We start from the raw sequence: 12,843 nt of genomic DNA on the forward strand, positions 1-12,843 counted from the left end.
AGCAGGGCGCCGCCGGGTTCGTGCTCAAGGACTCGACGCGCAGCGACATCGTCAAGGCCGTGCTCGACTGCGCGCAGGGCCGCGACGTGGTGGCGCCGTCGCTCGTCGGGGGCCTTACCGCGGAGATCCGTCATCGGGCGCAACCGACAGGACCCGTGCTCAGCGCGCGAGAGCGCGAGGTGCTCAACCGAATTGCGCGCGGCCAAAGCATTCCCGTGATCGCCGCCGAGCTGTTCGTGGCCCCGTCGACGGTCAAGACGCACGTGCAGCGCCTGTACGAGAAACTTGGCGTCAGCGATCGTGCTGCCGCCGTTGCCGAGGCGATGCGGCAAGGCCTGCTCAGCTAGTGGCCGGCCAGTGGTCCGATTCGCTGATCGTCGGACCGTCCGTCCGCAGAAGTGAGTTCGCGACCGCGGCGGCCTCGCCCACCAGGTGGCGGGCCCGCCGTTCCACCTCGTAGAGGTGGCCGGCGCCGACTCCGATGTTGGTCAGCCGTCGGCGGGCGTAGACCAACGGATCGACTCCTGCGGGATGGTTGGTCCGGTAGGTAACCGCCTCGACCATGGCGGGACCTCCGCCGGCGCCGGCTCGCTGCACCGCTTCGCCGACCGAAGCACGCACTGCCGCAACGTCTTTGCCGTCGACCGACGAGACGGGTAACCCGTAGCAGTCGCGCGGCCCGCGGCGCACACCGGACCCGTCGCGGATGCTCTCGACGACGAACACGACCGGAAGCCGCCACGACACCGCGATCCGCGCGGCCGATTGGAACTCGGCGGACTTGGCGGCGTCGTCCCCGATGACGCACACGGTGACCCCGCCTGCGCCCGCCACCTGCTGCCCGTAGGCGTCGCCGATCGCGAACAGAATGGATTGCCTGACCGGGCTCGACGTGCCGAAGATCTGCTTCCATTCGGCGGCGAAGACGCTTTCCTTCGCACCGCCGGCCGCAGGCCTCGTCGGGGCGGTCATCTCGGCGATGGCCGGACCTAACGGTCGGGCGAGGCCGACCTCCTGGGCGTGCTGGAAGTGGCGGATCGCGGTGTTCAGGATGTCGCCCGGCCGAAGCGCCGCGATGGTGCCGACGGCCACGGCCTCCTGGCCGAAGGCGGCCTCCATGGGCCCGTTGAGCAGCCCGTCGATGCGCCGCTCTTCCAACGCCATGTCAAGGAGGCGCAGTACCCACAATTGGCGGTACAGCTCCAGCTGCTCTTCAACGCGTGCGGCCGACAGTTCGGGTGTGCGAGCCATGTGCCGGGTCTCCTAACTCGTCGCGGGATCGTGGCGGCGTCGGCCGGAGCACTGCGACGGACGGGGGTCCGGTCGGTGGCTGAGGTGACTGCCGTTGTACACACGATCAACGTAGGGCGGCAGGGCGGGCCGGAACTCCGCCGATCGGTCCGCAAAGGGGATGAATCTCCGTTCCCCCAAGCGGGGGACAGCGCGGCGGCTCAGTCCTGGTCGCGAGGGGTCGGTGACAGCAACTGCTCAGCCGCCGAGTAGGGGTCCCGGTCGCCGTCGACGACCGTCTCGGCGAGCCGGTCGAGGTCCGGCCGACCTCGCAGCCGGGTCTGCGCCAGCGACAGGATCTGGGCGCGGGCGCGGGCCAGCCGGCGGGCGCGAGTGTCGGTGCGGTGGTGATCCTCAATGACCGCCATCAATTCCGCGATGCCCTCGCCGCGCGCGGCGACGAGGCTGACGATGGGTGCGTCGGTCTCGGCCCGCAGGTCCCGCACGGTCTGTTCGGCGCCGTCCCGGTCGGCCTTGTTGACGACCACGATGTCGGCGACTTCGAGCACCCCTGCCTTGGCCGCCTGAATCGCGTCGCCCGCACCGGGATTGAGGATGACGACGGTGGGGTCGGCGACCGCGGCGATCTCGATTTCGGACTGCCCCACCCCCACGGTCTCCAGCAGCACGACGTGGTAACCGATCGCTCCGAGCAGCCGAATGGCCGCCGGTACCGCGGCGGCCAATCCCCCGAGGTGACCACGGGTCGCCACCGACCTGATCAACACGTCGGAGTCGTTGATATGCGCGGCCATCCGTATTCGATCGCCCAGCAGTGCACCACCACTGAACGGCGACGACGGGTCCACGGCCAGCACCGCCACCCGGGACCCCCGCTCCCGGTAGCCGCCGACCAGGGCGGCGATCGTCGTGGACTTGCCCGCGCCCGGGGGCCCGGTGATGCCAACGACGTTCACCGATGACGGTTCGAGGCTGGCCAGCACCTCGTCACGGCGCTCGCCCTCGACCAGCGAAAGGAGCCGACCGGCCGCGCGCGGAGATCCGTTGCGCGCGCTGATGATCAGGTCGGTGATCTCCATTTAGGGGGCGGGGACCTCGATGACGGTGGCGGACCCGATGCCGCCGTATAGCCCCTCCCCCAGGATCACGTCGTCGACTTGCGCGGGGTCCCAATACTTCGCCGCCTGGGCGACGACGTGGTGCCCGAGGTCGAAGGCGCTGGTGTCGCGCAGCGTGCCCTTTCGGGCGGTGCCGATGGGTGTGCGCAGGGCGGACATGATGACGGCGTCAGGCACGGGTCTTCTCCAGTTCGACGAGCGCGTCGCGAGTACCCGAGAGCCCCCGCAAGATTGTGAGAACACTATTCTCTCATTGCGAGTCGGCGTTGCAAGGAGAGATCGGCTCGCGACCAGTCGCAAAATCGCATATACCAGCATCGCTGGGTGCGATTCTGCGTCTGCTCGCAAATCAGGAGGCATTGTCGGCAATGGACGGAATGATCGCGGTCCCGGGCGGCAACGTGTGGTTCGAGCGCATCGGTGGCGGACCGGGCCTTCCCCTGCTCGTCGTGCACGGCGGGCCCGGATTGCCGCATACCTACCTGCGTTCGCTGGAGCGGTTGGCCGACGAGCGCGAAGTCGTCTATTGGGATCAGCTCGGTTGCGGCAACTCCGACCGCCCGTCGAACCCGGATCTGTGGACCATGTCGCGGTCGGTGGCCGAAATGGATGCTGTGGTAAGAGGACTCGGCCTCAAGAGTTTTCACCTCTTCGGCAACTCGTGGGGCGGGATGATGGCGCAGCAGTACGCGCTCGACGTCCCGTCGGGCGCCGTCAGCCTCACCATCTCGAACAGCATTGCCTCCATACCGCAGTTCTCCCAGATGGTGGCCCGGTTGAAGACCGAGCTCGATCCGGCGACGCAGTCCGCGATCGACCGCCACGAAGCCGCGGGGACGACGTACACGGCCGAATATCAGGACGCCATCCGCACCTGGAACGAAACCTACCTTTGCCGCGTGCGGCCCTGGCCCCCAGAGCTTTTGGCGGCCTTCGCCAACATGGGAACCGACATCTTCGAGACGATGTTCGGGCCGAGCGACTTCCACATCGTCGGGACGATCCGCGACTGGGACGTGTTCGACCGATTGCCGGAAATCACCTTGCCGACCCTCGTCCTTGCCGGCAGGTTCGACGAATGCGTGCCCGAACACATGTGGGAGATGCACCGGCGCATCGCTGGCTCGCGCTACGAACTGTTCGAGTCGAGCGCTCACATGCCCTTCATCGAGGAGCCGGCCAAGTTCGATCGGGTGATGCGAGACTTTCTGCGGCATCACGATTCCGCGTGAGCGGCTGTCACATCAGTTCTTCGCCAGCTTGGTGACGATCGAGCGGAAGTCGTCGGTCGTGAAGGACTGGTGCTCGGCCGACAGGGCATAGTCCAGACTGGCGAGGACCGCGCGCTCCAGATGAATGTTGAGCACCCGTTTGGTGCTTTCGACCGCCTGCTGAGGCAGCTCCAAAATCTTTTTCGCACAAGCGGTTGCGTCCGCGACGGGGTCGGCGGACACGTGGTTGGCCAACCCCAGCTCGACGGCGCGCTGGGCACTGATGCGGGTGCCCGTCAAGGCGAACTCCTTGGCCAGCAGCAGGCTGATATGCAGCGGCCAGGTCAGCGGACCGCCGTCGGCGGCCACCAATCCCACCTGCACGTGCGGATCCGCGAGGTAGGCCTCTTCGGCGATGTAGACGATGTCGCTCAGGGCTACCAGGCTGCAGCCCAGCCCTACGGCCGGGCCGTTGACCGCGGCGACCACCGGAATTCGGCACCGCGCCATGCCCAAGACGATCTCGCGGCCGTCCCGAATGGTTTTGGCGCGCAAGTCGGCATCGGTCGACAGCTCCTTGAGGTAGGAGAAATCCCCGCCCGCCGAGAACGCCCTGCCGGCCCCGGTGATGACCGCCGCGCGGGCCGTCGGGTCATCGGTCAGTCGCTGCCACAGTCGCGCGAGTCCGACGTGCAGATCGTCGTTGACCGAATTGAGCGACTCCGGCCGGTTCAAGGTGATGATCCGCAGCGGGCCGTCGGCTTGGACGTCGATTTCGGCAGGCATGTCGTACACGTCAGACTCCTTTTATGGTCGTGACCCGCTTCACCCGGGCTCCGCCCGCGCTCGCGATCACTCCGGCTATGGTCGTGACCCGCTTCACCCGGGCTCCACCCGCGCTCGCGATCACTCCGTCTATAGTCTTGACCCGCTTCACCCGGGCTCCACCCGCGCTCGCGATCACTCGGACAATCCCAAGATGCGTGAAGCGATGATGTTCTTTTGTATCTGCGATGTCCCGCCCATCACACTCTGCGCGCGGCTGTACAGGTAGGCGCTGAGCAGGTCCGGATCTCGCGTCCCGCTGACCGCCAGCGCAGCGTGTCCGACGGACTGCTCGACCCAGGTCATCAGCAGCTTGTCCAGCGATCCCTCGGGCCCGTGCGAGACACCGTCGAGCTGTTCGGACAGCCGCCGCCGCACATGATGCGTCAGCATCTCCGACTGGACCGCCGCCCACGCCAGCTCCTCGGACACCGGTCCTTCGGTGCGCGCGTACAGGCTTCGCACGAGTTTGCCGTAGCGGGCCGCGTAGCCGAGCGTGGACGGTTCGCGCTCATGGCCGACGACGGTCATGGCCACCGCCCAGCCATCACCTGGGGCGCCGACCATCCGGTCGGCCGGAATCTTCGCGTCGTCGAAGAACACCTGGCCGAACTCGTTGGTGACACCGTTGATCATGCGCAGCGGACGCTGTTGCACGCCAGGCTGTTTCATTTCCAGCACGAACGCCGACAGGCCACGGTGGCGTTTCGCCTCCGGGTCGGTGCGCGCCAGCAACAGGCACCAGTCCGCCACGTCGGAGTAGCTGGTCCAGATCTTGTGCCCATTCACCACGTAGGTGTCGCCCTCGAGGCGAGCGGTGGTGGTCAACGAGGCCAGGTCCGAGCCGGCGCCGGGCTCGCTGAAGCCCTGACACCATCGCTCGGTGCCGTTGATGATGCCGGGCAGGAAGCGTTGGCGGACCACGTCATTGGCGTGCCGGCCGATCCCGTAGATCAGGTAGCCCACGCTGGGACGCGGCGGGGTGCCGGCCCGGGCCAGTTCCTCGTCGACGATGACGTCATAGACGGGCGGCAGCTCCCGCCCGCCGTACTCGCGGGGGAACGACAGCCCGAAGAATCCCTCTCGATACAGGGCCTGGTGCCATTCGGCCTGACGGGCCCAGTATTCGTCGCCCGACCCGGAGAACTCTCCCGCGTGCACGGAAAGCCAGGACCGCAGCCGCTCCCGGAACGCTGCCTCCTCTGGTGAGTCACGAAAGTCCAAGATCGATCTCCTTCAACGCGACGGGCCACAGTTCCGTCGATAGCAGGGCGCGCCGCAGGTAGACGTGCACCACGCAGTCCCAGGTGTTACCGATGCCGCCGTGTACCTGGATGGCCGTCTCACAGACGGTTCGGGCGGCTCGCGCGCAGTAGACCTTCGCGACCTGGGCGGCGCGGATGGCGTCGGCGGGCGGCAGCTCGTCGACAGCCCACGCGGCATGCCGCGACACGCTGATCGAACCCTCAATCAGCGCACGGCTTTCGGCCAGCAGGTGGGCGATCGCTTGGTAGGACCCGATCTGCTTGCCGTACTGTTCGCGGATCTTGGCGTAGTCGCACGCGACGGCGTGCGCACCGCGGGCGATCCCCAACAGGTCCGCCGTCGTGGTGACCAGCGCGAGCGCGCGCCATTGCGCGGCGATGTCGGGGGACACCTCGCCCAGCGCCGCCGGCTTTCCCGCGATCCTGGCGTCGGCGCGGGTCAGGTCCGCACCGTCGGTCAGGCCCCCTACGTTCGCGGCGATGACCTCGCCGCCGGCCAGGCTCAGGGCCCGCTGGGCGCCGCGCGCGTCGATCGCGCGACCGTCGACCGCGATGGTCGCGCCCGCGGCGTCGGCGCCGACGTGGCGGCTGAGATCGTCCGCGAGCACCGGGCCGAGAAACGGCGCGTCGATCAGCCGTCGTCCGAATTCCTCGGCGACGATGGCCACTTCGACGCCCGACGCCCCGTCGGAGCGCAGCGACCGCCACCCCGTCCCCGCGAGTTGCTTGTCCAGACGCGTAATCCGGCTCTGGTCGTCGAGGTCCTGCACCGCCGACGGCCCCAGGTCGTCGGCCAGCTTGGCGGCCGCGTCACGCAGTTGCTGTTGTTCAGCCGTCAGACGTACATCCATAGCGCTCCTTCAGCACTCGGCGCAGCACCTTGCCCGAGGGCAGGCGAGGGATGTCGGGCACGAACACGACACGGCTCAGGTGTTTGTAGGAAGCCAGCCGCTGATCGACGCGGGCCGTGAGTTCGCCGGCATCGACGGGTGCGCACGTCGCGACGGCGGCGACCACCGCCTCCCCGTTGATTCCGTCGGGCACGCCGAACACCGCGCAGTCCTTGACGGCGGGATGGCCGTGTAGCACCGTCTCGATCTCGGCGGGCGCCACCTGAAATCCGCGCACCTTGATCATCTCCTTGAGGCGATCGGTGATCCGCAACCAGCCTTCGCCGTCGAGCCAGCCGACGTCACCGGTCCGGTACCAGCCGTCATGGATCACCTCGGAGGTTGCTTCGGCCGGCAGGTAGCCGGCCATCAGCGATGAAGAGCGGGCCTGAATCTCACCGACCTCGCCGCGGCGGACCGGCTCACCCGTCTCCAGTGAGACCACCCGCACGTCCACGCCCGGCACCGGGCGACCGACGGCGTCCAGCCGGGCTCCCTGGATCGGATTGCAGGCGATGACAGGCAATTCCGTGGTTCCGTACGCCGGAACCCAACCGACGCCGGTGCGCCGGGTGACCGCCTCGGCGACGTGGGCGCTGACCGGCGTCGCCCCCCACATGATGTAGCGCAACGAGGACAGGTCGTAGGACTCGAGCCTGGGATGCGAGGCGATGGCCAGCGCGATGGGCGCGACCGCCATTTCGACTGTGATGCGGTCGGTTTCGATGTGATGCAGCATCCGGTCGACGTCGAACCGGGGGTGCAGCCGCACGCGGACGCCGGTGCGCAGCGCCGTCAGGATGTTGAGCAGCCCGAGGATGTGCGACGGCGGCGTGGCAACCTGAATGCGGTCGCGCACCGTGAGCTGCAGCGCCCCGCGCCAATGCCGGACGGCCTCGTCGAGCGCCGCGTGGGTGTGCCGGACGGCCTTCGGCAGCCCAGTGGTGCCGGAACTGAACACCAGCACCGCGTCGGACCGTGGCGACGGCGCCGAGGGCGTCGACTCCCCGGGCGCGATCGGCTCGTCCAGGTGCAGCATCGGCATCGCGCCTGCCAGCACCGGGTGGTCACCGACCGCGTGAGCGGGTTCGGTCAAGGCGAGCGCGTGGTCGACTTCGTCACGCTTCCAGGCCGGACTGATCAGCACGGCCGTCGCCGCCAGGCGCCAGATCGCCAGCAAGACGGCGACGAACTCCGGCCGATTGGACGCCATGATCGCGACGCGCTGACCCGCGCCGACACCGTTCTTGGCCAGGATTGCGGACCAGCCGGCGGCCAATGCATCCAACTGAGGCAGGCTGAAACGCCGTTCCTCGAACACGACCGCGGCCGGCTCGGTCACGTCCCGTCCTTCCCTGACAGGCCGGGCTGACCTGACATCCCCACAAGCTTGAGAAGATCCTATCGCTCTGTGAGAATAGTATTCTCTATAGTGAAGAATGCAAGTACGGGAGGGTGGTGACGATGGCAGTCACCCGAAGCATCGAGGAGACCCCACGGGTGACAGATCCGTCGAACGGCTCCGTTGCGGGCACGGTCACCATTCACATGGACCGCAAGAAGGTCTCGGTGCCGATAATTCCCGGCGAGACGCTGTTGGAGAGCGCGCGGCGGGCCGGCCTCGAGCCGCCGTTCAGTTGCGAGGCGGGCAATTGCGGCACGTGCATGGCCAGGCTCGAAGAAGGCCATGTGACCATGCGGGTCAACGATGCTCTCGACGACGACGAGGTCGCCGAGGGCTACATTCTGACGTGCCAGGGCGTGCCGGAAACGGATTCGGTCACGGTGCGCTACGAGTAGCACCCGAAGAGAGGTGGCGGCGATGGCCAAGGGAATCATGTACGTCGAAAGTCGGCCCTGTTCGCCTGCGCGCGACCAGGAATACAACACCTGGTACGACGAGGTGCACATCCCCGAACTGCTGGCGCTCGACGGAATCGTCGCGGCGCGACGGCTGCGCCCTCTTGACGGGCAGGGCCCCTATGTCGCCATCTACGAACTCGAAGGCGACGATCTGCAGGCCATCTTGGACAACATGATGGCCAACGCCGGGCAGCTGCACATGTCCGATGCGTTGCTATTGGATCCCGCGCCGATCCCTCGATTGCTCGAGACGACGAGCGAGCGGAGCCGCTGAGCCGATGGACGTCGATGACTTGATCCTGGTGAGCATCGACGACCATGTGGTCGAGCCGCCGGACATGTTCCTGCGCCACGTGCCCGACAAGTACAGGGAGGAGGCCCCGATCGTCGTGACCGACGCTCACGGCGTCGACCAGTGGATGTACCAGGGCAGGCCGCAGGGCGTGAGCGGGCTCAACGCGGTGGTGTCGTGGCCGGCCGAGGAATGGGGCCGCGACCCGGCCGGTTTCGCCGAAATGCGCCCGGGCGTCTACGACGTCCACGAGCGCGTGCGGGACATGAACCGCAACGGCATCCTGGCCTCGATGTGCTTCCCCACCTTCACCGGATTCTCCGCGCGGCACCTCAACATGACGCGTGAGGACGTCACGCTGGTGATGGTGTCGGCCTACAACGACTGGCACATCGACGAGTGGGCCGGCTCCTACCCGGAGCGCTTCATCCCGATCGCCATCCTGCCGACCTGGACCCCCGAGGGCATGTGCGCCGAGATCCGCCGGGTCGCGGCCAAGGGCTGCCGGGCGGTCACGATGCCGGAATTGCCTCATTTGGAAGGGCTTCCGAGCTACCACGACGACGACTATTGGGGCCCGGTGTTCCGCACGCTGTGCGAGCAGAACGTGGTGATGTGCCTGCACATCGGCACCGGGTTCGGGGCGATCAGCATGGCCCCCAACGCGCCGATCGACAACCTGATCATCCTGGCCACCCAGGTCTCGGCGATGTGCGCCCAGGATCTGCTGTGGGGGCCTGCCATGCGCAACTACCCCGAACTTAAGTTCGCGTTCTCCGAGGGCGGCATCGGGTGGATCCCGTTCTACCTGGACCGCAGCGACCGCCACTACACGAACCAGAAGTGGCTGCGCCGGGACTTCGGGGACAAGCTGCCCAGCGAGGTCTTCCGCGAGCACTCGCTGGCCTGCTACGTCACCGACAAGACGTCGCTGAAGCTGCGCCACGAGATCGGCATCGACATCATCGCCTGGGAATGCGACTACCCGCACTCGGACTGCTTTTGGCCGGACGCCCCCGAGCAGGTGTTGGCCGAGCTGAACGCCGCCGGGGCCGACGACTCCGACATCAACAAGATCAACTGGGCCAACGCCTGCCGGTTCTTCAGCTGGGATCCGTTCGCGCGGACGCCGCGGGAGCGGGCGACCGTGAAAGCCTTGCGCGCCAATGCCCTTGACGTCGACGTGTCGATCCGGTCGCGCGCCGAGTGGGCGCGGCTCTATCGGGAGAAGCAACTCGCCAAGCTGCCGTAGCGCGGCAGTGCCGCCGAATGTGCGGCTAGCTTCACACTCGCGCGGCTGGCCTCATCGAGTGCGCCCCGGCGCCTCCCTGGCAGCTTCGACCGCGATGCCGGCCACGGCGACGCTCACTCGCCGAAGTAATGGCCGGCGTCGAGATCCTCCAGCAGCCCGGCCCGTTCGGGGTTCCAGTCAAGTTCCTTGCGCGTCAGCGCGCTCGACGTCGGATTGTCCAGCGCCGCAAAGAGTGCAAGGAAGCCGAAATGACCGGCATCCTCGGCCGGAATGCTCACCGTCGGCACACCCAGGTGGCGGCCGATTACGGCGGCGATGTCGCGGAACGCCACGCCTTCGTCGGCCACGCCGTGCAAACGCGTACCCGCGGGCGCATTTTCGAGCGCCAGCCGGTACAGGTGGGCGGCGTCTAGCGTGTGCACCCCCGGCCAGCGGTTGGTCCCTTCGCCGATGTAAGCGGACTTCCCGCTGTCGCGGGCCGTGTTGATGAGGTGATGCGTGAAGCCGTGGTGGTCGAGATCGCTGTGCACGATCGGGGATAGCCGGATCACCGACGATCTCACCCCACGCTCGGCCAGCGCGATCACCGCGTTCTCCGAGTCGACCCGCGGTCCCCCGGGCAATGTGTCCTGTTCGGTGCTGGGGCCGTCATGCCCCAGCAACGACAGAAGCAGCGTTCCCGAGGTGCTGACGAAGGGCCGGTCGGAGCCGACGAGCGCCTCCCCGATGGCCTCGACGGCCCGCAGATCCGCCTCGGCCGCCGCCACGAAGTTGTCGAAATCGTGTTTGAAAGCCAGGTGGATGACGCCGTCGGACGCCGCGGCGGCGGACCGCAACCCGTCGAGGTCGTCGAGGTCGCCGCGGTGCACCCGCACGCCCTTCGCCGTCAGCGCGGCGGCCGACTCGTCGGAGCGGGCGAGGCCGGTGACTTGATGACCCGCACGCACGAGCTCGTCGATGACGGCCGAACCGATGTGCCCGCTGGCGCCAGTGACAAAGACATGCATGGAAATCCCTTTCGCTGTTTCGTATTCGCCGGCTTCCAGTCAATGACCGCGGCAGACCGACTGTCCAAGACCTGTTTCATATGGCGTGATACCGAATCGGCATCACCGCATGTCACCGGCACCTTCGGTGCGGATGTCAGTTGCCGGCGCCGTTACACTCTCAGCATGGCCCGTTCCGTATTGCCCGTGATCGACCTCGATCTGCGGTTGGTCGGATATTTCGTCGTGGTGGCCGAACACCGGCACTTCGGCCGCGCCGCGACCGCGCTGCGCGTAGCGCAGCCGTCGTTGAGCCGGCAGATCCGCCGGCTCGAGCAACAACTGGGTGTTCGACTCCTGGATCGCACGCCGCAAGGCACCAGGCTGACGGAGGCGGGAGAGGTGTTCCTGCCCCGGGCCAAGGCCCTGCTGCGCTCGGCCACGCAAGCCGCGGCACAGGCCCGGGCCGCCGCCCAGCCCAGCCGAATCGCGATCGGATACACGACCGGGATGATCGTCACCCCCGCGGTGCGCGAGATGCGCCGCGAACACCCCGACGCCGAAGTGCAAGTCTCGCATCTGGATTGGGGCCAGGCCCTGGACGCGTTGCTCGGACATCGAGTGGACGCCGTGGTGACCCGGCTACCGTTCCCGACAGACGGCCTGCACGTGACCATCCTCTACGACGAGCCCCGGGTGCTGGCTATGTCGGTCGACCACCGCCTCGCGGGCCGGGACTTCGTCACGCTGGACGACATCGCCGACGAGCCGATGCCCCGAGTCCGTGACTCCGACCCGGCGTGGAATGCCTTCTGGCGCATCGATCCCCGGCCCGATGGCCGCCGGGCGCCCGATGGACCGTTCATCGACGCGCTCGAGGACAAGTTCGAAGTCATCGCCTCCGGGCAGGCGGTGGCAATCACTGCCGGGTTCCGCGGCAATGCCCTGCGGCCCGACATCACCACCGTCCCGTTGCAAGGCGTCGAGCCCTGTCACGTGGTGTTGGCGACGCGCGCCGGGGACCGCAGTCGGCTGGTGGCGGCCTTCCGTAAGCTCGCCGAGGCGCACCTGAGGGGTCCGGTGTCCTGACGCCGGCGTGAAACCACCGTCGCGCTCGCGAGCGGTGCGCGCTAGACCTGGGGCAGCTCCGGCGGCGGACGGTATTCGGGGTCGTAACCGGAGACGTGGATCGGGCTACCGACGAGCCGGAAATCGCCGGCCGTGACAATGATTTCGGGGGTTGCTTCGAGCGCCTCCGGCAGGGTCCTGACGGCCGCCGCCGGCACTCCGAGCGGACGCAGTCGGCGTTCCCACCCCGCGGCGGTGTCGGTCGCCAGCATCGCCGTGACGACGGCCAGCACCTCGTCGCGGCGGGACACCCGTTCGGACATCGTCTCGAACCCCCCGATGCCCGCCTCGGTGGCGAAGGACTTCCAGAAGCCGTCGTGCGTGATGAACAACGCCAGATACCCCTCGGCGGTCGGAAAGAGCTGCGCCGGAACGTAATACGAGTGCGCGCCATAAGGACGCCGCTGCGGCTCGACACCGTCATTGAGGTAGGCGGACGCGTGGTAGTTCAGCTGCGACAGCATCACGTCGCGCAGCGAAACGTCGACTTGTCCTCCGGTTCCGGAGATGATCTTGGCCAACAGCCCCAGCGCCGCGGTCATCCCGGTGGAGTTGTCGGCCGACGAGTAACCGGGCAGCGTCGGCGGGCCCTGCGGGTCGCCGGTCAGGGCGGCGGTGCCGACGCCCGCCTGCACGACGTAGTCGAAGGCCGGATCGTCGCCGCCGTACAGGCCGAATCCGGTGATCGCGACGCACACGATCCGCTCGTTGTGCCGCCGCAATCTCTCATAAGTCAATCCCAGCCGGCGGATCGCCGACGGC

The 12,843-nt window shown here is 67.7% G+C and carries 14 protein-coding genes and 1 pseudogene; 6 read left to right on the forward strand and 9 right to left on the reverse strand.

Annotation, left to right across the window (positions count from 1 at the left end):
• Window positions 1-347 (forward strand): response regulator transcription factor (locus A5704_RS07105; RefSeq protein ID WP_197508457.1); only part of this gene is annotated, 347 nt, incomplete at its 5' end.
• Here the strand turns inward: A5704_RS07105 and A5704_RS07110 are convergent.
• From A5704_RS07110 to A5704_RS07120, 3 genes and pseudogenes are all read right to left on the reverse strand, one after another.
• Window positions 340-1,251, reverse strand: coding sequence for a thiamine pyrophosphate-dependent enzyme (locus tag A5704_RS07110; protein WP_067759765.1), 912 nt, complete (start codon window positions 1,249-1,251; stop codon window positions 340-342). The genes A5704_RS07105 and A5704_RS07110 overlap by 8 nt on opposite strands.
• A 200-nt stretch (window positions 1,252-1,451) precedes the next feature.
• Window positions 1,452-2,330: a methylmalonyl Co-A mutase-associated GTPase MeaB gene (gene meaB / locus A5704_RS07115; RefSeq protein WP_067781419.1), complete on the reverse strand. Its 879-nt coding sequence runs from the start codon at window positions 2,328-2,330 to the stop codon at window positions 1,452-1,454.
• Window positions 2,331-2,369: 39 nt separating this feature from the next.
• Window positions 2,370-2,546 (reverse strand): annotated as a pseudogene (locus A5704_RS07120) (acetyl-CoA C-acyltransferase); the annotation flags it as partial.
• A 191-nt stretch (window positions 2,547-2,737) separates the two neighbouring features.
• On the opposite strand from A5704_RS07120, the gene A5704_RS07125 reads away from it, so the two are divergent.
• Entirely contained in the window at window positions 2,738-3,601 is an 864-nt protein-coding gene (locus tag A5704_RS07125) for a proline iminopeptidase-family hydrolase (protein ID WP_369828436.1), read from the forward strand.
• 12 nt (window positions 3,602-3,613) lie between these two features.
• Here A5704_RS07125 and A5704_RS07130 read toward each other — a convergent pair whose 3' ends face one another.
• The 4 genes from A5704_RS07130 to A5704_RS07145 all read right to left on the reverse strand — a co-directional run bounded on the left by A5704_RS07130 (window position 3,614) and on the right by A5704_RS07145 (window position 7,902).
• On the reverse strand, window positions 3,614-4,375 hold the full coding sequence (locus A5704_RS07130; RefSeq protein ID WP_067759793.1) for an enoyl-CoA hydratase/isomerase family protein: 762 nt from the start codon (window positions 4,373-4,375) through the stop codon (window positions 3,614-3,616).
• A gap of 165 nt (window positions 4,376-4,540) precedes the next feature.
• A complete protein-coding gene (locus A5704_RS07135) occupies window positions 4,541-5,629 on the reverse strand; it encodes an acyl-CoA dehydrogenase family protein (RefSeq protein WP_067888148.1) in 1,089 nt (362 codons plus the stop codon).
• Window positions 5,616-6,521 carry an acyl-CoA dehydrogenase family protein gene (locus A5704_RS07140; protein WP_067888152.1) on the reverse strand — a complete coding sequence of 302 codons (906 nt, stop codon included), beginning with the start codon at window positions 6,519-6,521 and terminating at the stop codon, window positions 5,616-5,618. The genes A5704_RS07135 and A5704_RS07140 overlap by 14 nt, the downstream gene beginning before the upstream one ends.
• Window positions 6,499-7,902, reverse strand: a complete 1,404-nt coding sequence (locus tag A5704_RS07145; RefSeq protein ID WP_067888155.1) for a class I adenylate-forming enzyme family protein — start codon at window positions 7,900-7,902, stop codon at window positions 6,499-6,501. Before A5704_RS07145 ends, A5704_RS07140 begins: the two co-directional genes overlap by 23 nt.
• A 122-nt stretch (window positions 7,903-8,024) precedes the next feature.
• Between A5704_RS07145 and A5704_RS07150 the strand changes: the two genes are divergently transcribed.
• Genes A5704_RS07150 through A5704_RS07160 form a run of 3 tightly spaced genes read left to right on the forward strand, consistent with a single transcriptional unit; the run spans window position 8,025 to window position 9,967 of the window.
• Window positions 8,025-8,360, forward strand: a complete 336-nt coding sequence (locus tag A5704_RS07150; RefSeq protein ID WP_067759850.1) for a 2Fe-2S iron-sulfur cluster binding domain-containing protein — start codon at window positions 8,025-8,027, stop codon at window positions 8,358-8,360.
• Between the two features lie 22 nt (window positions 8,361-8,382).
• A complete protein-coding gene (locus A5704_RS07155; protein WP_067759852.1) occupies window positions 8,383-8,697 on the forward strand; it encodes a DUF4286 family protein in 315 nt (104 codons plus the stop codon).
• 4 nt (window positions 8,698-8,701) lie between these two features.
• Window positions 8,702-9,967 (forward strand): amidohydrolase family protein, encoded by a 1,266-nt coding sequence (locus A5704_RS07160; protein ID WP_067888158.1) that lies wholly within the window; start codon window positions 8,702-8,704, stop codon window positions 9,965-9,967.
• Window positions 9,968-10,080: 113 nt separating this feature from the next.
• Here the strand turns inward: A5704_RS07160 and A5704_RS07165 are convergent, their stop codons facing one another.
• Window positions 10,081-10,974, reverse strand: a complete 894-nt coding sequence (locus A5704_RS07165) for an SDR family oxidoreductase (RefSeq protein WP_067759819.1) — start codon at window positions 10,972-10,974, stop codon at window positions 10,081-10,083.
• A 165-nt stretch (window positions 10,975-11,139) separates the two neighbouring features.
• On the opposite strand from A5704_RS07165, the gene A5704_RS07170 reads away from it, so the two are divergent.
• Entirely contained in the window at window positions 11,140-12,042 is a 903-nt protein-coding gene (locus tag A5704_RS07170) for a LysR family transcriptional regulator (protein ID WP_067759826.1), read from the forward strand.
• A 41-nt stretch (window positions 12,043-12,083) separates the two neighbouring features.
• Here the strand turns inward: A5704_RS07170 and A5704_RS07175 are convergent.
• A partial coding sequence (locus A5704_RS07175) for a CoA transferase (protein WP_067888161.1) occupies window positions 12,084-12,843 on the reverse strand: 760 nt, incomplete at its 5' end.

Origin of the sequence: Mycobacterium sp. E735, assembly GCF_001666955.1 — a bacterium.
In the GTDB taxonomy this organism is placed as follows: Bacteria; Actinomycetota; Actinomycetes; order Mycobacteriales; family Mycobacteriaceae; genus Mycobacterium.

Bases quoted from the DNA above. Each gene is read 5' to 3' on its own strand.
- meaB (WP_067781419.1), bottom strand. From the start codon at position 2,330: ATGGAGATCACCGACCTGATCATCAGCGCGCGCAACGGATCTCCGCGC.
- A5704_RS07125 (WP_369828436.1), top strand. From the start codon at position 2,738: ATGGACGGAATGATCGCGGTCCCGGGCGGCAACGTGTGGTTCGAGCGC.
- A5704_RS07140 (WP_067888152.1), bottom strand. From the start codon at position 6,521: ATGGATGTACGTCTGACGGCTGAACAACAGCAACTGCGTGACGCGGCC.
- A5704_RS07150 (WP_067759850.1), top strand. From the start codon at position 8,025: ATGGCAGTCACCCGAAGCATCGAGGAGACCCCACGGGTGACAGATCCG.
- A5704_RS07110 (WP_067759765.1), bottom strand. From the start codon at position 1,251: ATGGCTCGCACACCCGAACTGTCGGCCGCACGCGTTGAAGAGCAGCTG.
- A5704_RS07170 (WP_067759826.1), top strand. From the start codon at position 11,140: ATGGCCCGTTCCGTATTGCCCGTGATCGACCTCGATCTGCGGTTGGTC.
- A5704_RS07160 (WP_067888158.1), top strand. From the start codon at position 8,702: ATGGACGTCGATGACTTGATCCTGGTGAGCATCGACGACCATGTGGTC.
- A5704_RS07155 (WP_067759852.1), top strand. From the start codon at position 8,383: ATGGCCAAGGGAATCATGTACGTCGAAAGTCGGCCCTGTTCGCCTGCG.
- A5704_RS07165 (WP_067759819.1), bottom strand. From the start codon at position 10,974: ATGCATGTCTTTGTCACTGGCGCCAGCGGGCACATCGGTTCGGCCGTC.